Source organism: Amycolatopsis sp. NPDC048633 (assembly GCF_040650695.1).
Taxonomy (GTDB): Bacteria; Actinomycetota; Actinomycetes; order Mycobacteriales; family Pseudonocardiaceae; genus Amycolatopsis.
On record NZ_JBEZHS010000005.1, the window covers coordinates 280,022 to 306,156 of the forward strand.

The window sequence follows — 26,135 nt, forward strand, 5'->3', positions numbered from 1 at the left end:
AGCCTCATTTCCATCGGCCCGGAATCGGGTGGGCACAGCCAGGGCAGTGGCCTTCGTCGTCGAGGAGCACGCTGTGGGTCGACCAGACACCGCGGGCGACAACGGTGGTTCCGCAGGCGGGACAGCAGGTCGCCCGACCTTGCTCGCCGAGCGCACGCTCGACGTACACGTACCGCAGACCGGCGGTGAACCCGATCCGCCGGCCCTCCTCCAGCAGCCGTGGCGCAGTCGGCGCACAGTCCCGCATCCGGTACTCCGGTGTGAAGCGCACCAGGTGCCACGGCATCGCCGGGTCGATCGCGGCCAGCGTCGAAGCGATGCGGGCCAGCTGCCCCGGCTCGGACGCGGTGCCCGGTACCAGGGGGGTGCTGACCTCCACCCAGACGCCGGCGTCCCGCAGGAGCTCGATGGCCCGCAGCACGGGAGCGAGCCCCGCCCCGGTCAGCCGTTGGTGAGCTTCCTCGTCGGCGGCCTTCACATCGATGTTGACGGCGTGGAGGTGACCGGCGATGTGCTTGACCGCTTTCCTGGTGAGGAAGCCGTTGCTCTTCCACAGCAGTTTCACGCCGGCCGGTTCGGCAAGCCTCGCGATGTCCACCGCCAGTTCGATCGCGAGTCCCGGCTCCGTGTAGGACATGCCGATCCCGGCGTCCTCCTCGACCGCACGCCGGACGATCTCCGCCGGGTCCGCGGCCTGCGCCCGCCAGGGCACCTCGTCGTCCTGACCGTACTGGGACAGGGAGTAGTTGATGCAGTAGCGGCACCGGAAAGTGCAGCCCGGCCCCGCGATCGTGAGGACCCGGCTGCCGGGTCGCACGTGGTAGAACGGTTTGCGCTCGATGTTGGTGAGGTGCACGACGGTGACCGCGTGGGTCGACGTCTCGAGCACGCCGCCGCGGTTGCGCCGTACTCCGCACGCGCCCACCTGCCCTTCGGCAAGCACGCAAGCGTGGGGGCAGAGCAGGCACGTGACCTTCCCGCCCGCTCCGGGCACCCCGAGAACACCGGGCTGCCACCGTGGCCCGGTTCGTTGGTCCGCTGCGGTCGTCATGGCGTGAGCAACTCGGTGAGGACGCGGGTCACTTGCTCGGGCCCGGGATCGAAGGGGAGGTGGAAGTGCCGGCCGGCCTTTGCGATGCCGGGTGAACGGTCACGGGGGCCGTGCGTCGTGACGAACCGCGCTCCACCGGAATGCTTCGCCGAGAGGTGCGCCAACGCCACGTGGTGCGTCGTCAGGACCACGACCGGCAAGCCGGTCCCCGCGGCCGTCGCCATCGCCGGAGCCGGATCGGGTGCCGCGAGGGTCCGGCTGGTCCAGACGTCCATCAGTCCCTCGGCGGAACCCAGCTCCCGCGCGTGGGTGGGGCGGGTCAGCGTGACGAGCACCGGGGTGACCTCGGCCTGCCACGACATGACGACGGCCAGGTGGGCGACGGTGCGCAACACCGTCTCGATCGGCCCGAACGTGGGTGGCGAGGTGTCGAGCACCAGTGCCACCGGCCGCAGCGGCGGCCGGCTCGGCACCGTGTACCGGCGGTACAGCAGTTGCTGCCCCGCCTCCAGCACGGCCTGCTCGAGCGCGCCCACGCTCAGCGTCAGCGCCAGGTGAGCGGGAACGAGGCTGTCAGGGCTGCCGTGCCGCACCGCCGTCGGCCGCGAGTCCAGTGTCCGCTCCACCCCGCCCGCCTGCACGTTCGTCCGTTCGCAACGGTCACCTGCGGTCAGCAGCAACCGCAGCCGGACGGGCAGCGCCGGGATCCGCCGGGCGCGGTCGAGAAGGCGCAACGGCATGGTCGGGTCGGCCGCGACCCGCTTCGGCCCCAGCACCTCCAACAGCCTGATGACGTCGTCGTCCACCGCGGCCAACGCCGACACCACAGCCTTGATGTCGAACTCCACGGTGGCGCTCTCGGCGGCCACCGTCCAGGTCGACATGAGTTCCCGCAGCAACTCCGCCCTCGACGTCCCGTCGGGTGGCAGCCACTCGGTGACCGCGGGAAGCTCGGCGCACAACAACCCGGCGAAGCCCACCCGCGCCTCCGGTGGCCACCGGAGCCCCCGCAGCCGGCCGAGGCCGCCGGTGCCGAGCGCACCGGCCAGCACGGGATTGTGGAGAGAGGACGCCTCGGCGTTGTCCGCTGGGCCGGTGATGGACACGATGTCGTCAACCAGCCCCAGTCCCAGCCCCAGCCCGGCGTCGCTCAGCTGGAGTACCCCGGCGACCGAGCACCACCGGACGCCGGGGCCGAACGACGACCGCACCGGCTGCCCCAGCGCCGCGGTGCCGTTCTCACCGGACAGCGAACGGTCGTAGACCTCGACGATCTGGCCTTCGTGGAGCGGCATCCCGGAGATGACGCAGAGCAGCCTGCCCTTGCTCGTCAGGCAGCACGACGTGGACTGCGCCCAGGCGGTCAAGGGAGGCTGCTCCTCCACCAGGCCGAACTCGCGCTCCGCAAGCCCGAGACTCCAGACTTGGAGCGGGCGCCGGGATCGCGCGACGATCAGCAGCACGCCGCCGTCGGGCAGGCCGCACCACGAGAAGGAACCGGCCACGCTAGCGGACTCCTCGGCGAGCATCTGCACGAGGGTGGTCTCGGCGCTGGGAGGGTCGACCTCGAAGACTCCGATGTCGTTCAACCGGTACGGCTCGTTGAGGCCGCTGCCGGGATCGGGCCGACGTCTGTTCAGGCAGGCCAGCAGGAGGCGCCCGCCGGACGCGGCATACCAGGAAAGCTGCGAAACATGGGCCAGCTCGGCGTGAACCGGATGCTGGGAAACGTGCTTACCGTCGATGTCGATCTTGCACACGACGACATCGAAACCCGCGCCTCCACAGGCCAGCAGGAGCTCGGAGGCATTGTGCCAGGCAAGCGAAGAAGGGGGGCCCGTGATGAAGAAACTGATGAGTTCCGACGACGACATTTGCTGAAGGTTCACTTCATTGATCACAACGCGCCGAGTGTCCGAGCGGCCGACAGCCAGCAACAGGCGCCCGCCGGGGCCAAGGCAGCAATCGACGACCGTGACCGAGCCGGGAGCCGGGATGACCAGCCTCCTGTCCTCGATGGCACCGTCACTCGGGTCGACCGTGCACAACCACGTCGACCCACCGGAAAAGACCATGACCAGCAGCAGGCGGCCATCGGGGAGTGGCTGCCAGGACAAGGATCTGAAGCCTTCGCCGAAGGTGTCCAAGCCGTCGAGGAACCGAGCTTCGTGTCCGGTGTCGTCGAGAGCCAGGATCCGCAGAACGCCGTCGCTCCCCCCGGTGGCGAGCAGCAGCCGGCCGTCCGGGGTCTCGTGAATGGCGGACGAACAGTGCGAGCCCCGGATCGCCGTGATCTGCGGAACCCGGAGCTGGCGGACGCCCATCCGCTGGGCCGAGCCCGCCTTCGGCACCGTTTGGCCGAAAGGAACCGGCGACGACCCGTCGGCAGCTCCGGCGGAACCCGCCGGTCCGGGCGGAACGGCCGCCCGGCCGACGGTGGCGAGCTGTCCGGCCACCCACCGGGCGACCGAGGAGGACACGCCGGCTCGGTTCACCCGCCCACCGGCCAGACGACGAGGGTGTCGGCCATGCTCGCGCAGGCGTCGCCCGACACGGCGACGTGGCGGGCCGCCACGGCGGCCGCCGTCCCGAGGTCGTCGACGTCGGGAAGTGTGCGGTACAGCTCCCCGGCGAACGCTATGGCGCACTCGTCGTCCAGATCCCCTTCGTGGGCGATCACGACATCCGCGACCTCGCCCAGCGCATGGACGATCTCGGAGCCGTAGCACGATCCGAGGACGATGCCCGACAACGCGGCGCCGGCCTCCGCACGATAGGTGCGCAGCAAGCTCACCAGGGTCTCCACCGGCACGGGACGAGCATTCCCCGACGCGTCCTGGAAGATCAGCTCACCGGACCGGCCGTGGCAGATGAGGTGCAGGATGTCGGGGCGGGCGGACAAGATGCGCCGGAGATCGAGAAGTTCGGCGGCCGGGCAGTGGTCAACGGTGACGGAGAGGCGCTCCACCGCGGTCTCGATCACCCTGAACTCGCGATCAGGCTGAATCAGGCCCTCGTCGGCAGGGGCCGCGGCGACTACGAGGAGGCTGGCCACCGTGGTGGCCCTGAAGACGGGATGGGCCGGATACACCACCCTGGCGGCAGCCAGCACCCGGCGGTGGCCCGACTCCAGAACCCCGGACTCGAGAGCTTCGTCGATGGCTTGCCAGAACTCCAGCCGGGACAACCCGGAGGCGACCGGAAGATGCGCGAGCGGAAACCCTGCTGAACGCAGTACGGCTCGCGCCCGGGTGCCGGGAGGCAGTGCCTCCGCGAGCGCGGTGAGCTGACCTGAGGTGAATCGGTTCGACATGGTGGAAACTGGGTTCACCAAAGCCGACCACAGTGCCGCATGCCGTCGATTGTCAGACGGCACCAAGGCTTGGCGAGGCTGGTCGGCACAGACACCTCCGAGCTGAGACGTGCGCGAGCTGTACATGCAGGTCGCATATCACGCGGGCCTTGTTACGGTACACCTCGACTCAGTCGGCCCGCTTGGATGCAGTTCTCCCGAGCGCTTCTTCACCCCGCCTTCTCGACCACGATCAGCCATTCAGGGTATTGCGGCGAGTTCCGAGTTTGCACGCACGTAAGTCACCAACTCGAACGAGACCGGTGAGGTGATCTCGAGTTCGCCGGACCCTCCACTTGCCTGGACCATGGAACGACAGTGACCATAATTCGCTAGTCTGTAAGCTGCCGATGGAGACAAGGATCATGCTGACGTCAAAATACGTGATCTTGAGACAGGTCGAGTCGCGACGAACCCGTGGGTCCACGGAGTCGACCACCGCTGCGGCAAGACGGCCCATCTCGATCGAAGTGGATGTGCTCACGGCGCGCCAAGTCGCGGAGATCAACGGACACCGCGACGTTGCGGCCATCGCACCGGTCGTACCCGTGAAACTCATCGCCCCGGTGGGACTCACCGGCGCCGCACCCGCGGGACCGAGCGGTGCGACGTGGGGCATCGGGGCAGTAGGTGCGAAAACCTCACCGTTCACCGGCGAGGGCGTCACGATCGCCGTCCTCGACACCGGCATTGATGCCTCGCATCCGGCGTTCAGCGGTATCGATCTGGCGCAGCGGAACTTCACCGACGAGAGCGACGGCGACACCCACGGGCACGGAACGCATTGCGCGGGCACGATATTCGGTCGCAACGTCGACGGCGAGCGGATCGGTGTGGCCCCAGGTATCCACACCGCCCTTGTCGGTAAGGTACTAGGACGCAACGGCGGCACCAGCGATGTCATCCTGGCGGCCATCGAGTGGGCAATCGAGAACAGAGCCCACGTCATCTCGATGTCGCTGGGAATCGACTTTCCAGGCCTGGTTGCCGACCTCAACAACCAGGGCATCCCCATCGAACTCGCGACCTCGATGGCATTGGAGGGCTACCGTGCGAACATCCTGCTTTTCGAGCGGCTCGGATCGCTGATCCAAGCCCGAAGCAGCTTCACCGGACCATGTCTGCTGGTCGCCGCCGCAGGCAACGAGAGCAGACGAGACGAAGACCCCGATTTCGTCATCGCGGCAAGCCCGCCGGCGGCAGCCGACGGCATCATCTCGGTGGCTGCGGTAGGGCGGAATTCGCGCGGACTCAGCATCGCAAGTTTCTCGAACTGTGGCGCGCGCATATCAGGACCGGGCATCGACATTCTATCGGCACGAGCGGGCGGCGGCCTGACAACGATGAGCGGTACCAGCATGGCTACCCCGCACGTCGCCGGTATTGCTGCCCTTTGGGCGGAAAAGCTGATGAAGTCGCGCCAGTTTTCGCAGCAGCGATTCACTGACCGACTTGTTGGCTCGGCAGTCACCACCGACCTGGAACCCGGATTCAATCCCGTCGATGTCGGCAACGGAGTGGTGCAGGCACCTCAGGATTAAGGCCCGCAGAATTCAACAAATTCCGGTAGCGAACGAGCGTGATGGACGATCGACAGCCTGAGTTTTGTCGTGGAATCCACCTCCGTCCACTACAACAGCGCATCTACCCGCGCCCACTACCAGGCAACTTACTCCAGCAGCAGCCGCAGGTCGCCGAGCCCTGCCTGCCAGCGCAAACTCGAGCCGATAAGCAAATTCAACGACAGTTCCGCCCCTTGACAAACATTCTCAAGGCATACCAGAGGGCACCGATATCACGGGAAGCAGGTTAACCGCAGAAATCCGACTCGCGAAGATCCACGTCGTCACTGCGCACTGGCGACTCGGCGGCGGCTGCAGGTACTCCCTCCCCAACGACACCGCCTATCAACAGCCTGACGAAGGCGACCTCCGCACAGTCTTGATCGCCGCCCACGCACCCGCAACTCGAAACTGACAGAGATCGTTGACAGTCCGGGTCCCTTCAAGGGAGGCTCATGGCTGAGCGAGTACGGACTGAGAAGGACCTGGTCAGGCGCGCGAACCGGCGCCTGGCCGTCCTGCGTCACGCCGAAGAAGTCAGCGGCAACGTCGCGGCGACCTTCCGCTACTACGGCGTCAGCCCCACCGTGTTCTACCGGTGGAAACACCACTACGAGACACGGGCATCGACCGGCTGAAGGACCGCTCGAGCGCCCCGCTGCACCGACCGATGATCACTCCTCCGGAAGTGGTCGAGTCGGACCAACCAGGTGTTGACGGCCAACCGGTGCCGTCACCTCGACATTCCCCGCGCTCTTACCGGTCGCCATGGCAACACCTCCGCGTTCACGAGGCACCCGGTCAACGAAGCCGCTTCGGTCGGCTTGATTCGCTATCGCACCCGTGGTGCAAGTGCAGCAGAGTCTGGGTGCAGTGTGCGTGGCCGACGCGCAACAACGGGCTGGGCATCGTCGAGAACCCGTTCATAGACTCTGCCTTGATAATAGTTCACCACAGTACATCGCCGTCCCTTGTCCACGGGTCGCGAAGCTCGAATCTTCCGGTTGAAGTCAGTCACTTTTTCCTGGACGATCGCAGATCGCTGATGAATGCGACGATCTCGTCGGCGGTCTCCTTCCGTTCAGGCAGCACGGCGGCGATCTCCTGGAAATCCTCGATCACATCCTCGAGCAGCCAGTCGGGGGTTCCTGGCCCCAGTGCGGCACGAACTTCGTACATGGCTCCCTCATCGCCGAGCGCCAGCAGGAATACGCCCAGGTTGGGGTCGCCAGCTCGCTTCAGTCCTCCTGCAGCGCGTACCGGGATCACAGCGAGCTCGTAGGCATCCCGGAAGAACTCCCCGGCTTCGCGGCGGTCGCCGGCAGCGGCCAAGGCAAGCCCATATACGTAGCGCGTCCATGAGGATGCAGATCGTCCTGCTGCAACCGCGTCCAGCGCCGCCAAAGCTGCGTCGTTCTCGCCGGCCCCCCGCAATAGCCGTGAGTACTCGACCGCGGCCGACTGGTAGCCCGGTGCCAGCCGGACTGCCTCGGCCAGGTCCACGAGGGCACCTTCGATGTTGCCCAATTTGTGCAGGACCTTCGCGCGCAGGTTGTGCCCGTAGGAACTGGCGGGCTCCAGCTGCAACGAGACGTCGAGCTCCTCCTTCGCCTCCTGTAGCCGGGCGCATTCGAGGAGAGTCCTGCCCAGGATCAGGCGCCCCCCTGCCGATTCGGGGTCCAGCTCCACCGCCTTCTTCGCTGCTGCTACTGCGGCTTCGGCCTCTCCAGCGTCGGCGAGAGCCTCCGCGAGATTGCGGTGGGCGGAGACAGCGAGAAAGCCGAGTTGTCCAGGAAGCCCGGTGAGCGCCCGATACAGGTCAGCTGCGGACAGCGGCGCGTGCAGTCTGTGCATGGCAGCTGCCCAGCGCATGACTTGATTGGTCGTCCACGCGACGCCCCGGCCGGCCGGTGGCCCGGCTGCCAGCAAGCGCTCAGCTGCCTCGACGAGCAGATCCACCGCCGTGTTCGGGTCCAGGTCGCTGTCACCGGCAACAGTGTCGGTCAGCTCGGCGAGCACCGTGAGCCGCGCGAAGGGGCCGCCTAGCACGCGACGCAACAAGAGTCCCAGTTCAGGGTCGGCTCGGTATCGCGCGGCGACGAGCCGGACTTCGACGAGAGCCGCGAGGTCTTCCTCGGCGTGGCCGGGAAGCGCTTCGGCCAGCGCAATCGCCTCGGTGAAGACCGGTGTACCGGCTCCGGCCCCAAGACGCTCCCGGCTGACCGCCCATTCCGAAAGGGCGGCCACCAGCTCCCGGGGATTCCCTTCTCGGGCGAGCTCGACGCGAAACGCGGCCACCTGCTCGACGACGTCGTCGCGACCGCGGAGCCGGGCTTGGCCTTCGACGTGTCCCGTCGGATCGATTTCGCTGCCGTCGAAGGCAACGGCAGTCCGGACAGCCGCTGTCCAGTCACCTTTGTCGACAAGGGCGTCCAGCCGCTGCTCGAGGTACTCGTCGGCGCGGCCGATCTCCTCCGCGTCGCCGGTATCCACCAGTAATGCCCTGGCCTCGACGTCGTCTGCCAACGCTGCTCGTGGTAACCCGGACGTGTGACGGTGGTGGGCGCGGAGTGTCAACGCGCGGGCGAGCAGGGTGGGCGGCCGGCCTTCGGCGACGTCTTCCCGGAGCATCTCGACCAGTTCATCGATCAACGGCCCTCCGGCACCACCTGCATCAAGGGTCTCACAGGCGAGGCCGAGCATCTCGATATATGTGGATCGGACGTCGTCGGAGCGGAAGAGACGACGGACGCGCGCGGCCGACCGGACTGCACGCTCGTCGGCCTTGGCGGGCTCTCCCAACCAGCCGGTCCGGGGTTCGAACTCGAGGAAAACCCGTCGGTCGCCGCCGCCGGTTGTGGCCGACAGGCCGATCTTGGCGGCCTCTCTGCCGATCGCTCGCCATTCGCGGATCGCGGCGAGCGAGCCGACCTCGAGGAACCGGGTCTCCCAACGCGTGATCGCTTGCCCAGCCAGCCGGGCGGCGATCACGTGATTGCCTGCCCGCTCGTGATACCCGGCGAGAAGTGTTTCAGCCTTGGCCGCCCAACGGGGATGGCCGGTCTCCGAGAAGAACCGGGCACAGGCCGGCAGGCGGTCGACCAGCCACCTCGCGTCCGGTCCGGTCTGTGCGACGCCGAGAAGCGCACGCGCCCACGTCCACGTGTCGAAAGCACCGGCCAGTGTCTCGGGAAGAGAGTCCGGCTTTCCTCCCCAAGCTCGTTCGACCTCTTCCGCGGCCGAGGTCAGCCAGCTTCGTCCCCGGTCCTGGTCGTTCCGTTCCACAAACGCGAGTCCGAGGCCCACCGCGGCGGAGCGGGCCCGGGGTGTCCGCAGGCGGGCAGGAACCCTCGGGATCCGACTCGGCTCCAGCCCGGCGCGCACCGCTGCCTCGGCCACGGTCAGGCGGAAATCGAGTGGCCGGGGGACGCGGCCGCGTGCCCCACGGATGTCGTCGGCGACCTCGTCCGTGTGCCCGTCTCGGATGTCGGCCAGGACACCGATGAGCGGCCCTCTCGTTCGCACACGGCGGGGCAGGTACTGGACGTCGTCGTCCATGACGACCTCGAACAGGGCTTCGAGGATCGGGTATTGCCCGACCACCAGGGCCAGTTCGACGAGATCCATGGCGAAGACGCAGCGGCAGACGGTTCCTGTCCGGTGGCCGGCCAAGAAGTCGATTCCCGTTTCCAGTGCTTCACCGAACCGGCCCTGGCAGGCCGCTTTCCTCACCAAGTCGGCGTCCGGCGGGCTGTGGGTGCACCTCAGCATTGCTTCGCCTCCGCTTCGTCAAGTGCGGCGCGGAGGCTCCCGACCGTCAAGGTCTTCCTTCCGGCAACAGTGGCAGCGCGGGCCAGTAGCTGTTTCGCCATGGGGGTGAACACCAGCCACGGCCCGGTGCCGGGTTCGAGCACCGCCCCGGTCCGCAGACTCCTCCCGAGGTGTTCCGGGCCGACGAAGTCAAGCCCGTCGGCCCGGGCCAAAGCAGCAGCGCCGGTGAGGACGCGGTGCAGTTGTCCGTCCGGCACCGGTGCGTCGCGTTCCCGCGCGGGGCATGGCGACCGCTCGGCCTCCGCCATCGCGTCGAGGAGATCCATGAGATCCACACCGCGGGCCCATCGCGCGCAGGCCGCCCCGGCGGTGAGCAAGGCGTGCCGCAGACGAGGCGTCCAGAGCGGCGAAGTCAGTCCTCCCCCAGCGGTTGCTCCGCGTCGTTCAAAGCCCTTCGCCCGTGCCCGGACCGAAGGCGGTGCCGTCGGCGCATCCACGACGGCACTGGCCAGCGCGCCCACGCTCACCACCGTGCCGCCCGCCGCGTCGACCGCGGTCGCCAGCGCGGCGCGCGCCGGCGCGCTGAACGCTCCCCCCAGGCCGAGCTGCTGTCGCGGCTCTGACCGGCAGCGTCCCGCTCCGTGGTGCAGCCGGACGGCCACCTCATCTGTCGTTTCCCCGGCGCAAAGGGGAATCAGTGCTGATGGAGCCGCATCGAGTACCGACAGCACGACGTGAGGCGGGCGTACGAGCGCAACACCCGCGTGCAACGCCCGAATCGCACTGCCCGCCAGCACGGCACGCGCCGACTGGGTCAGACCGCCTGGCGTGCCATCCGGATTCGTGACCATCCGGAGCACCTCGTCGACGGCGTTCGCGGTGATTCCTGCCGCCACAGCCGCCTCACGGCACTCGCTGTCGGACAAAGCAGCCAGGAACAGGTGTTCGACGCCCAGCAAGTGGTGTCCTCGAACCCGGCCGATCTCCCAGGCTCGTCGGAGCACCGGGCAAGGGCCGTTGACCAGCTCCTCGGCGGCGATGATCCAGGACGGTACCCGGACGTCGGCGAGAACCGGGCGACGAAGTCGCTCTCGAGAGGCCCGCACGATGGGGAGTTCCCGCTCAGGCTGCGCTGCCACCCCACCGGCAGAAGCGGGCGGCTCCTCCGGCGTCTCGAGGCCGGCCGTTCCGCGAACGCGTGCGGCGGCTGCGGCGAATATCGAAGGGTGCTTTTCGGCGAGTGCGCCGAAAAGCTCCGCAGCGCGAGCCTCCGCGGCCTTTCGATCGCCTGGATTCACGACCAGACCGGACAACCCGGCGTCGACCTGGTTCCGACCGCTCCGAAGGTGGTCGTCGGCGAACGTCCACGGCGGCAGTGGGCTCCGGATGAACTCTTCGAGACCCTCATGACCGCGGACCCGCGGATCGGCGAGGAAAAGCCTGCTGGCGAGCAGGTGGTCGCCGACCCTCACCGCCGAGTCCGCCGCAGCCGGGAATTCGTCTTCGTCGCCCAGGGTGCCGGGACACTCGAGCCGGCCGCACCAGGTGGCCAGCAGGATCGAGACGGCTCGGCGGTAATGCGGGTCCGCCAAGCCGCTCGTCACCATGTCCGAGGCCACGGACGCGGCGTGGGAGATCCCGAATTCGTAGTGCTCGGACGCCAGCTCCAGGTCGCCACGACGGCGGAGTTCGTCGCCCCAGAACAACAACAGGAAGGCCAGTTCGTACGGGCTGGGGCGGGACAGCTGCTGGGCAGTCTCACCGCTGATCGCATCCCTGGCCATTTCCGCGTTCAGCGCGTCACGGGACCGGAGGAACACCATGACCGCGCTCATCCGCACGAACCGGTCCGTGGAGCGGTTCTTGTGTGGAATGCGCTGCGCGGCGCGGATCAACTGGTTCGCGTCTTCGAGCCTTCCCAGGTCCGCAGCCGCCCGTGCCTGCAACGCCTTCGTGCGCGCCGCCAGCGTCGCCCATCGGAGAACCGGGCGATCGGAAATCCCGGTGGCGGCCCTGGCCGCCAGTTCCGCTGCTACCAGGGGTGCTTTGACCTCCAACGCCGCCTCAGCGGCCCTGGCCAGGAGAACTTGACCGCAAATCCCTTCGGCGGGATGGCTCAGGAGTGCCTCGAGGTAGCTCATCAACGCGTCGGACGACCGGCCGTCCCGCATCATCTGGTCCCCCTCCCGATAGTGCCCGGCACCGCCGTGCCGGCACCGGACGGGAGGAGCCGGAACATGCTGGATCGACGTCGCTTTCGCGCGAGCGATCCAGTGCCGCACTGAACGTCGTGGGCCACGCAGGTCCAAGCCGAAGGCGCGGCTGGCGAAACTGAGCGCGCGCCGCGTCCGCAGCCGGTCGGCCAGACCGATCCAGAGCGTCCGAATCCGATCGGCGTAGACAAGGCGATACAGGAACGCCACAGCGAGTGCCAGGATCGGCGCATCCAACGTGAACCATCCGGTCACGGCTACACCGATGGTGAGCGGCCACCAGGACGTGCCGAGCAACCCTACTGCGGCAACCACGAGCGACAGCCAGGGATTCGCCGAGCCGTTCCACATGAGCAATGCGACGATTCCCCCTCCCCAGACGACAGCCGAGCGGAGCACGATCACCCCTGACCGATGTAGACGAAAGATTGCCACAACACCGGCAGCCCACGACCCGTCCGTCGCCAGCGGTCCAGCAGCGCACGCTGCACGCCGGCGACGGCAATTGCCGCGTCCGGCGCCGCGACGAGCGCTTCTGCCAGCAAGTTCGTCACCGCGAGCAGCGCCTTGTTCTCGAACACCGTGTACGCCGTGCAGCAGACGCCGTCGACACCGGCGAGCAGCAGCGCGGCGCCGAAACCCAGCCATTCGTTGGCCGATGCACCGTCCTGCCGTGCGGACGACACGACCCCCATGGTGTCGCAACCGACGCTGAGCACCCGAGCCGGAACGGGATACCGCGACGATCCGTCGGGATGGACACCGACCAGGTCGCGCAGGGTCAACAGGCCTTCGAACCGATCACCGGCGAGACCGAGCCCGTGCCGGCTGCTGTCGTCCGGTGCGCTCACCATGTGGCCGGCGAGGTAAAGCAGCCACTCATCCCCCGCGGAAAGCGACTCGAGCGCCAGCCGGACGTCCGTCTTGGTCATCGGGCGTGTTGTGACGGCTTCAGCGACGCGCGGCGGAGTACCCATCGTCACGATGTCTTCGCTACCCCCGGGATTGACCAAGCCAAGTCTCATCGGCCAGTGAGTCCGAAGAGGACGCCGGCGCCCCGACCGTGCGCGGGTCACTACCGCCCAAGCCGGAAGGTGCACAACAGAAGCCATCTCGAGGACCCGAAGATCCGAGGACGACGACAACGGCAGCCAGCCGACCGAGACATGGCCGAGGGCGGCCGGCAGTGACACCACCAATTTGCGGTCGGCGGACCGCTCGGCCATCAACCCGTCACGCAGAACAGGCGGGAGGATCGCGTGACCGACTGCCAGCAAGAGCTCGTATTCCCTTGACGGCCGTCCGGAGCGCCCCAGCGGCCCGGCGAGGACCCTGCCGTGCACCTCTTCCGGTGTTTCCCCCTCGACGGCGATCGGCAGCGCGGCAGCAAGCTCGGCCAGAGCTGTCCCGCCGAGGGTCGCGGGTCCCAGTTCGGCAGATCCGTGCGACCAGCGCCCAGCGGGATCACGCACCGCCCAGTGGTAGCAGGAGGCCACGATCACGGCGCTCCAGTACCAGCATCGCCCTGCCGTCGCCAGGAGTTCTCGTTCCAGGTCGAACGTCGCCAACCCCGGTTCTTCGATGCCCAGCGAGTGTCGGGCCGAGCGGATCCGCGCCACCGGAGGGCGCGCTACGGGGCTGAACCCCACCCGGGCGAAGGCAGCGTCAGCCTCTTCGCGGGACACTTCCGTGGCATCTGCCGACATCACCTGTTCAGCGGTGAGGTCCAGAATCGACAGCAGCCCGGCCTCGACGGCCGGAACGTCGGCCGGCAGTACCTCCCCGCGCGCCAGTTCGATGACTTCGGCCACGAACGCACTGTCGCCGGTCGAGCCGGCCAGGCGCAGTGCGGTCGCGAAGGCATCGACCTGTCGGACCGACCATTGCGCTCGCCACCGGCTCGAAGGCAGCTGATAGCGAGCACGGTTCGCCACGATGAGGGAGGCAACAGCGTGTGCCGCCCCTTCCCGCAGCCGGCCTTCTCGTTCACGTAGCCGCGCCAGGACCACCTGCGCGTTGACCGCCGCCAGCGGCCGGCGTGCCGCATCGACGAGCGCGAGCGCGGCGTTCGCATCGGCGGCGACGCGTTCCGATGCCTCGGGGTTGTCGACGTGCGCCGCGGCGCGCATCAACAGGCCCGCAGCGGTCTCGTCTCGAGTGCGCGTCATCTCGCCGCGGCCGTCCGCCGGACCGACGAACCGATCGATCGTCCACCGGACGTGATCGCTCGCGCCGTACCTGAGCATCAGCCGCGCGAGCCAGGTCTCGGAGCGGATCAGCACGTCGCGGAGATGCCGACGCTGGCCGGCCAGTCGCAGGCGATGGATGCGAGCGAGAAGACCGACCAGGTCGCTGCCGGGGCGGTTCGTGTCAAGTTCGATGAGCTGAAGTTCCGTCAGCATCCGCCACCTTCGGGCCCGGCGGCCACCCAGATGCTTCTCCGCCTCGGTCAGCATCGCGTGGGCGTCGTCGTCCCGGCCGCTGGCGAGGAGAATGGCGGCCAGCCGTAGCGAACACCAGCCAGCGATGCCCGAAGGCCCCGGCTGCGCCGTCGCCCGCGCTCGGCCGGCCGCCGCCACCGCAGCAGCGAACTCGCCCTGCTGGAGCGCCACCCCGGCGCGGCACATGTCCACCACGGGCGCCAGCGGAGGGGGGACTGCGCCAAGGGATTCGATGAAGGCTTCCGCCACGTCGGAATGATCGGCGCCGGAAACATCCACGGCGGTCGCGAACGCGGACAACTTGCGACGCAGGGCGAGCGCACCGGCCATTCGCACCGGCAGGAATCCCAGGAAGGGCCCTCGCTCCGTCCAGGCTCGGCCAAGGAGGGTGTACAGGCCGTGCGCGTGGACGGCCGCCGTCAACACGATCAACGCAATCAGGCAGACCCACCAGGTCGCCGGTCCGAAAGCGACCGCGAGACCGGTGATGCAGGTGGCGATCACCGTTCGACGGCCGAGGAACGGAACTGTCGCGCACAACACCAGGGACTGCCACCAGCCGGCGCCCATCAGCCAGCCGGCAGCGATGATCGCGACGACGAGCACGAGCCGGAACCGCAAGGGTCCCCAAACCTGGTCGTGATCGTTTTCCCATGCCAGATCGGCCCCCAGGGCGCCGATACGCCGTGAGTCGGTACGAGCACGGCGTAACGACTTCGCATGCCTGAAGACCGCGGGAAAGCACTCCAGGGTCAGCTCGTCGAACAGGCCGAACTTCCGGATGACCAGCGCGAGGTCCGCGACCGACTCCTGATCGGCCAGCTTCTGTTCTTCCGGACCTCCGCGACTGCGAAGCCAGTGGATCGCGTGCTCTTCCGTCGACGGCCACCGGTCGAGGTCAGGATCAGAACCCATTGCTCCTCACCTCCGCCTGGAGTCGTTGCGACTCCTTCCAGTAAGTGCGCCACAACGCCGACGACCGGCTCCGGGGCTCACCGTGCTCGACTCGGCCGAACCAGACCATCAGGTGTGTCTGGCCGAGCACGCCGGCCAAGTTGACCAGGGCCAGCACCGAGACCAAGGGCGGCGCGAGCAGGGCCACGAGGACGCGGGACAGGACCTGGACCGAAATCCCGGCCCCCGCAGCGCCGAGCGCGAACGGCAAAGTCAGCAGGAGCTCCCACCACTTGCCCGTCACCACCGCGTGCTGGACGATCACCGGGATGCTGCCGTAGGTCGTCACCTGTTGGACTGCCCAGGCCAGCAGGTACTGCTTGACTCGCCTGCGTCCCAGGGGTGTGCTGCTCCGCCGCCCGGTCGGCAGGCCGATCGTGACCAAGCGGGAAAAAAGCGCGGACCGACGTCCGGTGGTGCGGCGGCTCAAGTCGTCAGGGCTGGGCGGGGCCGGCACCTCGGCAGCCAGATCGATCGGAACGGGACGCGACTCCTCGATGAGATCGTCGGCCACCTCGATCGCCGCGCCACGAGCCAGGAGCAGATCCGCGGAGACGCCCGGCTCGTCGAGTGCGCGAGCGTGATCCAGTTCCACCAGCGCGGCGAGCACGTGGTGGGTGGCGACTGCCGCCTCACCAGTCGCCCGCGCCATGCCGCTCGCGATCCGCAGCACCGTGGTCACTTCGTCGGAGAGCGCAGGAAATGCACCGTCCGGACATCTCCTGCCGCGTCGCAAGGCCCGAAGCGCATCGGGCATCTCGACGGCGATGCTGTCGAGGACCGACCAGGCCCGGCTCGGACGCCCGTCGAGGACCGCCGCCGCCAGCGCATGAAGCAGGTGGGACGCCAGCGTTTCCCGGTCTCCGTTTCCGTTGGCCACCGCGATCGCATCAGCCATGACCGACGCCGCCACCGGAGTCAGCCTGGGAACGTCACTCGGCATCGGATCCGGCCTCCTCGCCGGCCACCGGCGCCTCCGCGGCGGGGACCACGTACGTCACGGTCAGCAGCTGGATGTGATCGGCCTTGACGGATGCGGCGTTGACATTCGACAGCACTGCCGCGGACCCGTTGGGTGGCCTGTATTCGATGTCGCCCTCGAGCGTCAGCTCCCGGTCTCCGTTTTCGGTCACCAGCGTGCTGAAGCTGTGCAAGTACCCGGCGACATACCCGCCATCGGTGAGCAGGCACCCCACGTAGATCCTGCTTCCCGGGTTCTCGTGGAACAGCAGCCACCACGCGGATTGGTGCGGGTGGCGCCGACGACGACCGGCCATCGCCCCAGGGGTGATTTTGTCGCCCAGTCCTGGCCAACGAGGCGAGCCCAAGACGAAAGCGAGCCCGATTGCCGCTGCCAGGAACGCAGCGGCCCAGGCGGTGGTGGCGAGGACGTTCTGCGCCACGTACGCGGAGGGGGCCGACACAAGGCTGTCGAACCGCGGCAAAGGAAGTTTGAAGACAACCGCACCGACAACGAAGATCACCGCGACGGCCGCATCCACGGCAGTGCCTGCGAACACGATTGTCAGCAGTTCGTCAAGGGTTGAACGCTCTCGTTCGGGATTGCGAAGCCGGAAGCGCCGATGCAGGACGAATCCTGGAAATGCCAGCACGACCAAAGCAACGAGCGAGACGAAAGTAGTGGGCATGCTATCTCCGTGGCCGCGGTATAACCAGGGTTTCGGCGTGAGCGAACTCTGCTACCTTGAGGTCTCCCAGTCCTCCACTCACTTCGGCGAGGCCGCTGCGAATGATGAACCCGCTAGACGACCCGGACCTCGAAGACGAAGAGGCCGGCACGCACCTCGGCCAGAAAACCGCCCAACAGGCCCGGGGCGTGTCAACTTCGACCACAAAGCCTCCACCTCCACCTCCACCACCGATGCCAGGCGATTGAGCAGGCCCGCATCCAACTTCGACCGGACCATGCTTCTTTCGACTGGACAAGCTTCGTGTTGAGGTCGGCAGCAGGGCATCTGTTGTTACTGGATCCACCATGAGAATCGGCGCCCACCATGTCCGCGTCTCACCTCGCACGTCCTGACGCAGCGGTTACGGTAGGCACTCACACAACGCCGACAATCCGCGTGAAGGACGTTCATTCAGCTGGCTTGCTCGCCGACCGTCCGCTGGTCCTTCCAGCGGGATGAATTTTCTGTCCAGGCGCGGTGTTGCCAAGCTCAGCAGCGCTCGCACCACCCCTGTAGCTCTCGTCGCGGAGGGGTGAGCAGGCGAACGGTCGCTCTGACGAAGATCTTTTGCCCACTCCGACGATGGGGTCAGTAGCGGCCGTTCTTCATTCGTTTCTTAGCACAGTGGGCCGTGCCGCTGGCACTTGCGTCGCTCACGCACTTTGCGCCGGCGCCAGCTGATGACGTCGTAGTCGACGTCGATCTGCTCCCCCGCAAGTTCGCACACTTGAGGTCGCGTCCCGGATGATCCAGCGCAGGCCGGGCGACTCGTAGGCCCAGGACCTGGTGGATTGAGTCAACGGCTGTCTGGAGCCGTTCCGCGCCGGTCACTCGTTCATCAACCGGACGACTCCAACGTCCAACTCGCGGGGCTTAACCATGCGAACCAGCATCGGTATCGGCGACCGGGACTGATCACACAATCGATCGCTGGACCGCGAATCCCGAGAGCAATGATCGCGTTACCTTCGGTCACATCGGAGGCAGGCTGGCTCTCGAACATCCAGCCGCCACGAGGTTCCCTGCCGCGGCTGAACTCCCGACGCGCCGCTGGGCCGATCAACAAGGGGTCGTAATCCGGTTCACGCGCCCACAGACACCACGATGCGTAGGCTTGCCGACGGGGCAGCCTTCAAAGGCCGACACGAACGCCGAGGCACGGAGTTTAGAGAGATGCAAGGCATGTGTTGCCAGGGACTTGAACCCACAGAGTGTCCGAGGACGATCTTGCTCACTATCTGCACGCCTCAATCTCTGAAAGTCTGGGCCACTAAGAGACTCGGGCCTATGCAGGTCGGTGACTCTCGCCGTGTACTCGCGCACGATGGCGCACCGCCACGGCTTGTCCGGGGGCTGTTCGCCGGTGAGGTCAGAGGCAAGTCCTACGTGAACCTGCGTCTCGCCCTCGTCCCACGCGAGAGCGACTACTTCGCGTTTGATGGGCGCAGGGTACAGTCGCCCGCCCGGTGTTGGCGCGCCCCAAAGGTGATTGATGATTTCCGCGAGATCGCGGAGGGTCCTGGCTACGTCGACTGGCGTTGCCAGGTGATAGCCGGTGGGATGCGCGACCAGGTCTCGCAGGTTGGTGATTGCCCTGTTCGAGGGCGCGGTTGCGTTGGCCGCGCAGGAACCCCAGTCGACGGGCCCATCTGCGCAATCCATCGAGCATGCCGTTGAAGGGAAGAGTTCGCCCGTCCTCGAGCAGCAACTGCCAACGACGGTTCTCTCTGATTGCCGCATAAAGCTGCTCGTAGTCGGCTGCAGCAACGGTGTGGTTGCTACCGTCCTTCTTGTTGACGAAGGTGACCGTCCCATTGTGGAGGATTCGCTCCGCTGAACCAGCCGTCAACTGAGACGATATGAGGACCGGTCAAGCCGGGAACGAGCTACGGAGAACAGCCACCGCCCCCCTGACTGCCCGATGCGCAGTTCCCGGTCCACACCGTCGCGTCGGCGATCGCCGCCCTGATCCGGCGGGCTGCACTCCCACGGATCACCGTGGCCAACGGCACCTCACGGACGTTCCCGAACGACAACCAGCGCGACATCGGACACGGCACCACGGATCCGTCGGGCAACACCGCGACGACGTCCTTCGCGCACCGGCCGCAGAGCTCGGCAACTTCCGGGCTCCGGCCCGCCGCGCCGCGGCCGAAGTGCCTCAACCGGTCCACCACCACGCGAGTTACGCCCAGTTCGTGAAGTGCTTCCTGGGCGCCTGCCACCCGTTGGCCCGGACGGACGTCGATGACTCCCACGTTCACCGGGATGTCCCTCGCCAACGCGATCCTGATCGTCGCCGTCGTCCTGGCGTGACTGCCCCGCCTGCCGACGATCTCGTCGTGCTCGGCCGGATCGTCCGAGTAGTAACTCGTCCCGAGTTCGACTCCAGGCAGGGCCACGGCTGCCCACATGCGCTCGGACAGCCGGACCAGGTTCGACGTGACCTCTACCCGCAACCCCGACGCTGCCGCGTAGGCGACCAGCTCCGGCAGGTCGGGCCGCAGGGTCGGCTCACCACCGATGAACTGCACTTTCCGTGCGCCGCAAGCGGTGGCCTCGTCGATGACGCGGATCCAGTCCTCGCAGGTCATCGGGCCGTGCCGCCCGGCCGGCGCACTTTCGGCGTAGCAATGGACACAGACCAACTGACACTTTCCGGTGATTTCGAGCCATACGAGATCCACGCGGGCGGTTCCGTCGTCGCCGGCTTCAAGCTCGTTCCGAGTCCGCACAAGCTACCCCTGCCTCTCCGAGGGCCGGTGGATGTCCCAGTCTCGCAGCGTTGGTCGCCGGGCGGGAGACGATCCCGATATACTCGATGCCCGCACACTGCCAAGGTGAGTGATGGCCCGACCTGACGGATCTGGCGACGACCCGGTACCGGTCCCCCAGGACGGCACCCGATCGGTGCTGTCCGGCAGCGCGGCCGAAGTCGTACAGGCACGCGACGTCAGTGGAGGGGTGCATTTCCACCGCACTCGCCCGCCCGATTCCGACATCCCCCGGCAATTGCTTGGTGACGTGCGCGGATTCATCAACCGGAGGGCCGAAATCGACCGGCTGGACCGAGTGCTGCTGGGTCCCGAGCCGGCCGGGCTGACCGTGATCGTGGGGACGGCAGGCGTCGGCAAGACCGCACTGGCGTTGCGCTGGGCGCACCGCGCGATGGACCGGTTTCCGGACGGGCAGCTGTATGTGAACCTCCGCGGCTACGACCCGGGCGCGCCGGTCACCGCCGAGCAGGCCCTGGACCGCTTCCTGCGCGCTCTGGCGGTCCCGTCCGGCCGGATTCCCGAAGACGTCGAAGGTAAAGCCGGGCTCTACCGCTCGCTACTCGCGGAACGCCGCGTGCTGGTCGTCCTGGACAACGCCGCGCACATCAGCCAGGTCCGGCCCTTGCTGCCGGGCGGTTCGGCGTCTCGCACGATCGTCACCAGCCGCGATCGGCTCGAAGGGGTGATGGCGCACGACGGGGCGCAGCGGGTCACCGTCGAAATCCTGCCCGAGATCGAAGCGGTGGCCCTGATCCAGACGCTGACCACCGACTATCGGGCCGGAGACGAAGCAGCTGACCTGGCCGAACTCGCCCGGCTGTGCGCCCGGCTGCCGCTGGCGTTGCGCATCGCGGCCGAGCGGGCGGCTTCCCGCCCGTGGATGCCGCTGGCCGAGCTGATCCGCAACCTGCGCGACGAATCCCGGCTCTGGGACGAACTGGCGGCAAGCAGCGGCGAAGAGTACGACGGCGTCCACGCTGTGTTCGCCTGGTCCTACCGCTCGTTCGCGCCCGAGGCGGCGCGGATGTTCCGTCTGCTCGGCTTGCATCCGACGGCGGAGTTCGGCACGAACATCGCGGCCGAGGCCGCCGGGGTGCCGGTCACCACCGCCCGGCACCTGCTGGACTCGATCGTCGGCGCCCACATGCTGGAGCAGACCGCGGCCGATCGCTACCAGTTCCACGACCTGCTGCGCGCCTACGCCACCGACGCCGTCCATCACGAAGAGCCGCTGGAGCGGCAGTACGAGGCGCTGGCCCGGATCCTGGCCTGGTACTTGCACACGGCGTACGCCGCGTGCGCGGTCATGCACCAGTGGGGCCGGATGCTGGCGCCCGACGCGCTACCCGCACCGGCCACCGTCCCGCGGTTTCCGGACCACGACACCGCGGTCCAGTGGTGCTATCTCGAATGGCCGAACCTGTTCGCCGCGATCAAGGCCGCGGCCAAGTCGGGACTCGACACGGTGACCTGGCAGCTGACGCTCGCCACCGAACCCGCGATGCGCCGCGTGCCGATCCATGACCAGCGCGTCGTGGTGAACATCGCCCTCGAAGCCGCCCGCCGCGACGGCGCTCGGCAAGGCGAAGGCGATCTTCTAGCGACGCTCGCCGAAATCGAGCGGATGCGGGGGCGGTTCGACGAGGCCGCGGCCCGCGCCGAGGAGTCGCTGGCGATCTTCGGTGAGCTCGACGACCGGCACGGTGAGCGGATCGTGCTCAATTTCCTCGGGGTCAACCTGCTGCACCGGCGGAGGTTCGGCGAGGCCGCCGAACGGTTCGAAAGCTTGCTGGAGCTGCAACTCGCCGAGGGTGACGTCGAAGGCGAGGCCGCGGCCTTGTTCAACCTGGCCGAGGCCTACGACGGGATCCGGCGGCACCGTGAAGCCGTCGAAGCGGCGCGACGCAGCGTGGAACTGGGCCAGGCGCTGGGAAACCGGCACGTGGAGCTCGTCGCTCTGGTCTTCGTGGCTCGGGCGACCGCGAACCTCGGTGACGCCGGTGCCGCGCTCGCCGACGCAGCGCGCGGCGTCGAGATCGCCCGCGAACTGCGTGACACCCGCACCGAGGGCTGGGCTCTCCTGGACTACGGCCGGATTCAGCGGCTCGCCGGCCGACACGAGGACGCGCTCGTGTCCTACCGGCGGGCGACGACCGTGTACGAGGACGCGGGCGTCCTCGATCGGCTGGCCTGGTCACTCGACGGAACCGGCACGACGTTCCGGGACCTCGGGCGCCCGGCCGACGCCGTCCCGTTCCACCGGCAGGCGGTCAAGATTGCCCGCGAAACCGGCTCGCCTTGGGTGCTCGGTTCGGTTCTCGACAACCTCGCGGAATCGCTGGCGGCGGCCGGAGACGATGCCGAAGCTGTTGATGTCGGGCGTGAAGCGGCCGACTGGCTGGCCCGTCTCGACGATCAGGAAGCCGCCGAGCGGCTTGAGCGGATCCGGCGAACGCTGTCCTGACGACGACGCTATCCCGTGGGCTCGTGGTCTGCCGCGACCCAGGCCTCCAATGCGCGGAGCCGGTTGCGGGCCGGGGTGGGAAGCCGCTGGTCGACGAGGGCCTCGGTCAACAGCGCGGCCGCCTCGGCGCGGTACCCGCACTTCACCAGGCAGGACGCCGCCAGCATGCCCTGGTCGACAGCCTCACCGTGGTGGCGGAGCACGTTCAGCCAGACTGTGATCGCCGGGGCCAGCAAGCCAGCCTTCGCGAACTCGTCCGCGACCTTCATGCGCTGCCTGGCGCGAACGTCTCGCTTCAGCACCGCCGCCAGAATGTCATCGGCGGCGGCCACACCACCGGTCCGGATCCACAGCTGGACACATTGTTCCATCCAGAAACCGTCGAGGTTGTCGACGACCGCCCACTTGGCGGCCTCGATCGCCTCGTCCCTCCGACCGGTTTCGGACAGGACATCGATGATTTTCCACTGCCGGTAGTCGGTGCATTCCGCGATCCGCGCCGCCGCCGCGGTGAGCAGGTCCGTCGCCAGACAGTGCTTCTCCCCCTGGACGAGGTCGGCCGCGACGTCGACCCATTTGTCGACGTCCGCTTCGGAATTCACCTTGGCGATCAGCTCGTTCCCCAGGGCATCGTGACCGGACACGCAGAGTGCCACGGCCGCTTGTGCCCAGAAATCGGGGCCACGGCCGAGAGCGGCCTCGAAGACCGCACGGGCTGTCACGTGATCATCCCCGCTGAGCAGCATTTCGCAGGCGGTCGAGAACTCCCATTCGTCCACCGCACCATCGACGAGCGCGGCTCGCGCCCATTCCTGAACCGCCGGGTATCGTTTCTCTTCGGGAAACGAGGGAGAAATCTTCATCAGGCGCCACGTACTGAAGTGCGGCAGGCTCCCCACCAACTCCAGCAGGTCGGCCGTGGCGTCGCAGGCGGTGAAGATCCTGGCCGCCGAAATGAGCTGGGGTTCGCGCGCGTTCGGGTTGGCCAGGACCCGGCCCGCAACTTCCAGCGCGATGGCCGAGTGCAGCCCGGACTGCAGTGCTTCGGCGGCTTCCACCAGGTGACGAGCAGGCCGTCCGCGGGTGGCCCGGACTACCTCCTCGACCGCTTCCGGCCCACCTGCGGAAAGCATCGCGTCCACGGCGTCCCGGAACTCCCCCGGACGAGGATCGGCCGAGGCGAAGGCCCGGCGTGCGGCCCACAGCGCCTCCTCGTGGCAGCCCGCCCGCGCGGCGAGATCGGCCAGCACGCCCCAGCTCGCGACACCCTCGTCCCAGAGGTCCGCCAGGCGGCTGTCGCTCTCGGTGTACCCGAGGATGCCGCCTTCGGCGTCCGGGCCGGCGCGTAGTTTCGCAGTCAGGTCGCGAAGCATCTTCGCCGCCGTCGCGGTGCGGTCGGCCTCCAGGAGGAACAGGATCAGCGCCATGGTCAGCACGCGATCTTGGTCCGTCGTCGCGGCGATCCGAACCACCAGGTTCTCGACGCGTTCGGCGCCGTCCGGGAGCAGATCGCGCAGCACCTCGGTACCTCGGTGGGCCCCGGCCAGGCCAGCCTGCCGGACGTAGTCTTCGAGCCACGTGGCCGCGTCTTCGACGTCGACGAGGCGGCCGTGCACCGCCGCCGCCTCGATCCGGGTCGCTTCAGCCAGATCGGCGTCGTCCCGGAGCGCACGGAGCCGGCCGAGGGCCGCCAACCCCACCGTCTGGGGCATGAACAGGCCCAGCACTTCGCCGATCGGCTCCAAGTCGTTCGACGCATTGGCCGAGACACCTTGGCAGACCAGCAGGTCCAGGAGCCGCTCTACGACCGCCGCGGTGAGCTCTTCCTCGACTTCGACGCCCTCGCTGATCAGCTGCCCGGCGAGGAGCACGCGTTCGTCGGTGCCCTCCAAGAGCACCCGCAGGACCCGGCCGACGTCGTGGTTCTCGCGGCCCCACAGCACGAAGGTGAAGAGTGCGAAGACGCGCTTGGCGCCGCTGAGCCCGCGTTCGATCCACTCCTCCAGATCCGGGAAATCGGCGGGGATTTCGCCGGCACGGGACCGGGCCGCGAGGAATTCGGCGAACGAGTGGTGCCGGAACCGCAGGTCTTCCTCGGACGATACGAAGACACCGGTGCCGCCCAGGACGGACCGGAGATCCTCGCGCCACCCCTCCGCGAGGCCGGATCGCCGCTCGGTCACCCAGTTGCCCGCGGCGTCGATCAGCGGCGACTCGGTTTCCAGGCGGTGGACAGCCAGGTGTTCGACGATGCGGAGGCGGTGCTGCCGCAGCCAGTCCAGCAGCTCCAGACGCGCCGGGTCGGCCCGGGCCGCGTGGCGTAGCTCGGCGAACGTGTCACGGCGGCTCACTCCTTCGTCCAAGAGGTACGCCATGAACCGCTCGTAGAGGTCGATCCGGCTGTTGGGCAGCGGCCGGTCAGGCTCGAGAGTGTGGGTGATGGCGGCGATGGTGGCCTGGAGTGGGTTGCGGACCAGCTCGCGCAGCCGGCTGTCCCGGACCTGCCGCACGAACTCGGTGGCCTGCCGGGGCGGGCCGAGCGGGTTCTGGGCCCGGAACCAGGCACGGGCGAACTCTTCGAGCTCGACGGGGCTGAACGGTTGGATCTCGACAGTATCGATGCCAGCGCGCTCGAGGGGCAGCAGTTCGTTGTGGGGCAGCGGGCGGGTCGTGATGACCAGCCGGTGGTCGGTGCTCCGCCGGATGCGGTGGGCGAGCGCGGCGATCACCTGAGCCCGGGCCTGTGGTTCGACAATCTCGTCGAGGCCGTCGACGAACACGAGCCAGCGGGCGCCCAGTGCCCGGCGGGTCAGCAGTTCGGGTCGCGGCTTCTCGTCGAGCATCCGCCCTAGCACGCCCTCCAGCCCGGCGGCCAGCAGCTCGCCCCAGGCCGCGTTCTCGGCCAGCGCCCGAGCCGGGACGCGCAGGGGCAGCATCGGTTCGGCGATCGGGGGCGGACCTTCGCCGGCGCCGAGCCAGTAGTCCGAGATCTGCTGGACGTACATGTAGCCGACGGTCGACTTCCCCGCCCCGGGCTCGCCGGTGATCATAAGGTGCCCACCGCGGTTGAGCGCCTCGGTCATGGTAAGGGTGCGCTCGCCCGGCTCACCGATGGAGCGGCGTTCGGACTCCCCGGCGCGCCGGTCGGGCTCGGCTGCCCGGTCGGCGGTCTGGGCGCGCATCGTCTGCTGCACGTAGACCTTGGTGAGCTCCGGTTGCCGGACGCCGAGCAGCTTGTAGGGCAACGATTCGGTCGCGCTGTGCTGCGCGGTCAGGACGTCCCGCAGTTGCGGCGTGAGCTCGGGCCGGTCGTCCCACGACGTCAGCGGTGGCCGCGGTGGGGGCTCCCCGCCGACATGGATGCTCAGCTGCCCGATGCTTCCCGACTGCACCACGGGCCCGGTGAAGTGCCCGTCCTTGATTTCGTTGTGATGTCCGGTCATCGATCGGCTGCCCCCGGCCGGCCCGTCGGTCAGAAGCTGATGTTGCCGTGGACGTCGCCGGCCTGCACGACCTTGCCGGTGACCGTGCCTGACACCTGATTGTGCACGCCGCCCTGGGTGATCCGGCTTTCCGACAGGGTCCGCCACTCCGTGCGGAGGGCGTTGGCGAACGCCTGGTCATCTTTTTCGGCCTGGTGCAGCCGTTCGGCGAGCGCGGTGATCGGCTGCGGATCGTCGGCCGGAGCCGCCGATGCCGCTTCCAGGGCAGCGGTGGCTTCGGGGTCCTTAGCGAACTTCCGCTTGACCAGGTCGTACAGGCTGGTTGCCCCCTTCGCCGCCAGCGCGGCGGCGATGGAGACCAGGATCGGTTCGGGCATTTTCCCAATCTAGCGGCGTCCCGGCCACGGATCCAGCGC

14 protein-coding genes are annotated in these 26,135 nt (G+C 68.1%); 3 read left to right on the forward strand and 11 right to left on the reverse strand.

Annotated features, from left to right (window positions below):
- Positions 1-4: 4 nt before the first annotated feature.
- The 3 genes from amrS to AB0C38_RS13670 form a co-directional block, all read right to left on the reverse strand.
- Complete coding sequence (gene amrS / locus AB0C38_RS13660; RefSeq protein ID WP_360671606.1) at positions 5-1,051, reverse strand: AmmeMemoRadiSam system radical SAM enzyme; 1,047 nt, start codon at positions 1,049-1,051, stop codon at positions 5-7.
- Positions 1,048-3,198, reverse strand: a complete 2,151-nt coding sequence (locus tag AB0C38_RS13665) for a hypothetical protein (protein ID WP_360671609.1) — start codon at positions 3,196-3,198, stop codon at positions 1,048-1,050. The genes amrS and AB0C38_RS13665 overlap by 4 nt, the downstream gene beginning before the upstream one ends.
- Before the next feature lie 344 nt (positions 3,199-3,542).
- Positions 3,543-4,364 (reverse strand): effector-associated domain EAD1-containing protein, encoded by an 822-nt coding sequence (locus AB0C38_RS13670; protein WP_360671612.1) that lies wholly within the window; start codon positions 4,362-4,364, stop codon positions 3,543-3,545.
- Between the two features lie 389 nt (positions 4,365-4,753).
- Between AB0C38_RS13670 and AB0C38_RS13675 the strand changes: the two genes are divergently transcribed.
- Both AB0C38_RS13675 and AB0C38_RS13680 read left to right on the forward strand, forming a co-directional pair.
- Positions 4,754-5,944, forward strand: a complete 1,191-nt coding sequence (locus tag AB0C38_RS13675; protein ID WP_360671615.1) for a S8 family serine peptidase — start codon at positions 4,754-4,756, stop codon at positions 5,942-5,944.
- Positions 5,945-6,420: 476 nt separating this feature from the next.
- Positions 6,421-6,603, forward strand: a complete 183-nt coding sequence (locus AB0C38_RS13680) for a hypothetical protein (RefSeq protein ID WP_360671618.1) — start codon at positions 6,421-6,423, stop codon at positions 6,601-6,603.
- A 376-nt stretch (positions 6,604-6,979) separates the two neighbouring features.
- Here the strand turns inward: AB0C38_RS13680 and AB0C38_RS13685 are convergent, their stop codons facing one another.
- From AB0C38_RS13685 to AB0C38_RS13710, 6 genes are all read right to left on the reverse strand, one after another.
- Positions 6,980-9,592 (reverse strand): tetratricopeptide repeat protein, encoded by a 2,613-nt coding sequence (locus AB0C38_RS13685; protein ID WP_360671621.1) that lies wholly within the window; start codon positions 9,590-9,592, stop codon positions 6,980-6,982.
- Between the two features lie 137 nt (positions 9,593-9,729).
- Positions 9,730-12,354 carry a Clp protease N-terminal domain-containing protein gene (locus AB0C38_RS13690; RefSeq protein ID WP_360671624.1) on the reverse strand — a complete coding sequence of 875 codons (2,625 nt, stop codon included), beginning with the start codon at positions 12,352-12,354 and terminating at the stop codon, positions 9,730-9,732.
- A complete protein-coding gene (locus AB0C38_RS13695; protein ID WP_360671627.1) occupies positions 12,351-15,305 on the reverse strand; it encodes a CHAT domain-containing protein in 2,955 nt (984 codons plus the stop codon). Before AB0C38_RS13695 ends, AB0C38_RS13690 begins: the two co-directional genes overlap by 4 nt.
- Positions 15,295-16,257 carry a hypothetical protein gene (locus AB0C38_RS13700; protein ID WP_360671630.1) on the reverse strand — a complete coding sequence of 321 codons (963 nt, stop codon included), beginning with the start codon at positions 16,255-16,257 and terminating at the stop codon, positions 15,295-15,297. Before AB0C38_RS13700 ends, AB0C38_RS13695 begins: the two co-directional genes overlap by 11 nt.
- Before the next feature lie 19 nt (positions 16,258-16,276).
- A complete protein-coding gene (locus AB0C38_RS13705; protein WP_360671633.1) occupies positions 16,277-16,993 on the reverse strand; it encodes a DUF6338 family protein in 717 nt (238 codons plus the stop codon).
- Between the two features lie 1,928 nt (positions 16,994-18,921).
- A complete protein-coding gene (locus AB0C38_RS13710) occupies positions 18,922-19,722 on the reverse strand; it encodes a radical SAM protein (protein WP_360671635.1) in 801 nt (266 codons plus the stop codon).
- A gap of 337 nt (positions 19,723-20,059) precedes the next feature.
- Between AB0C38_RS13710 and AB0C38_RS13715 the strand changes: the two genes are divergently transcribed.
- A complete protein-coding gene (locus tag AB0C38_RS13715; RefSeq protein ID WP_360671638.1) occupies positions 20,060-22,276 on the forward strand; it encodes a tetratricopeptide repeat protein in 2,217 nt (738 codons plus the stop codon).
- Between the two features lie 8 nt (positions 22,277-22,284).
- Here AB0C38_RS13715 and AB0C38_RS13720 read toward each other — a convergent pair whose 3' ends face one another.
- Together AB0C38_RS13720 and AB0C38_RS13725 are read right to left on the reverse strand one after the other, a co-directional pair.
- Positions 22,285-25,719, reverse strand: a complete 3,435-nt coding sequence (locus AB0C38_RS13720) for an NACHT domain-containing protein (RefSeq protein WP_360671641.1) — start codon at positions 25,717-25,719, stop codon at positions 22,285-22,287.
- Between the two features lie 29 nt (positions 25,720-25,748).
- On the reverse strand, positions 25,749-26,096 hold the full coding sequence (locus AB0C38_RS13725) for a hypothetical protein (RefSeq protein WP_360671644.1): 348 nt from the start codon (positions 26,094-26,096) through the stop codon (positions 25,749-25,751).
- Between the last annotated feature and the right edge of the window lie 39 nt (positions 26,097-26,135).

Bases quoted from the DNA above. Each gene is read 5' to 3' on its own strand.
- amrS (WP_360671606.1), bottom strand. From the start codon at position 1,051: ATGACGACCGCAGCGGACCAACGAACCGGGCCACGGTGGCAGCCCGGT.
- AB0C38_RS13670 (WP_360671612.1), bottom strand. From the start codon at position 4,364: ATGTCGAACCGATTCACCTCAGGTCAGCTCACCGCGCTCGCGGAGGCA.
- AB0C38_RS13675 (WP_360671615.1), top strand. From the start codon at position 4,754: ATGGAGACAAGGATCATGCTGACGTCAAAATACGTGATCTTGAGACAG.
- AB0C38_RS13680 (WP_360671618.1), top strand. From the start codon at position 6,421: ATGGCTGAGCGAGTACGGACTGAGAAGGACCTGGTCAGGCGCGCGAAC.
- AB0C38_RS13685 (WP_360671621.1), bottom strand. From the start codon at position 9,592: ATGGATCTCGTCGAACTGGCCCTGGTGGTCGGGCAATACCCGATCCTC.
- AB0C38_RS13695 (WP_360671627.1), bottom strand. From the start codon at position 15,305: ATGGGTTCTGATCCTGACCTCGACCGGTGGCCGTCGACGGAAGAGCAC.
- AB0C38_RS13705 (WP_360671633.1), bottom strand. From the start codon at position 16,993: ATGCCCACTACTTTCGTCTCGCTCGTTGCTTTGGTCGTGCTGGCATTT.
- AB0C38_RS13720 (WP_360671641.1), bottom strand. From the start codon at position 25,719: ATGACCGGACATCACAACGAAATCAAGGACGGGCACTTCACCGGGCCC.
- AB0C38_RS13725 (WP_360671644.1), bottom strand. From the start codon at position 26,096: ATGCCCGAACCGATCCTGGTCTCCATCGCCGCCGCGCTGGCGGCGAAG.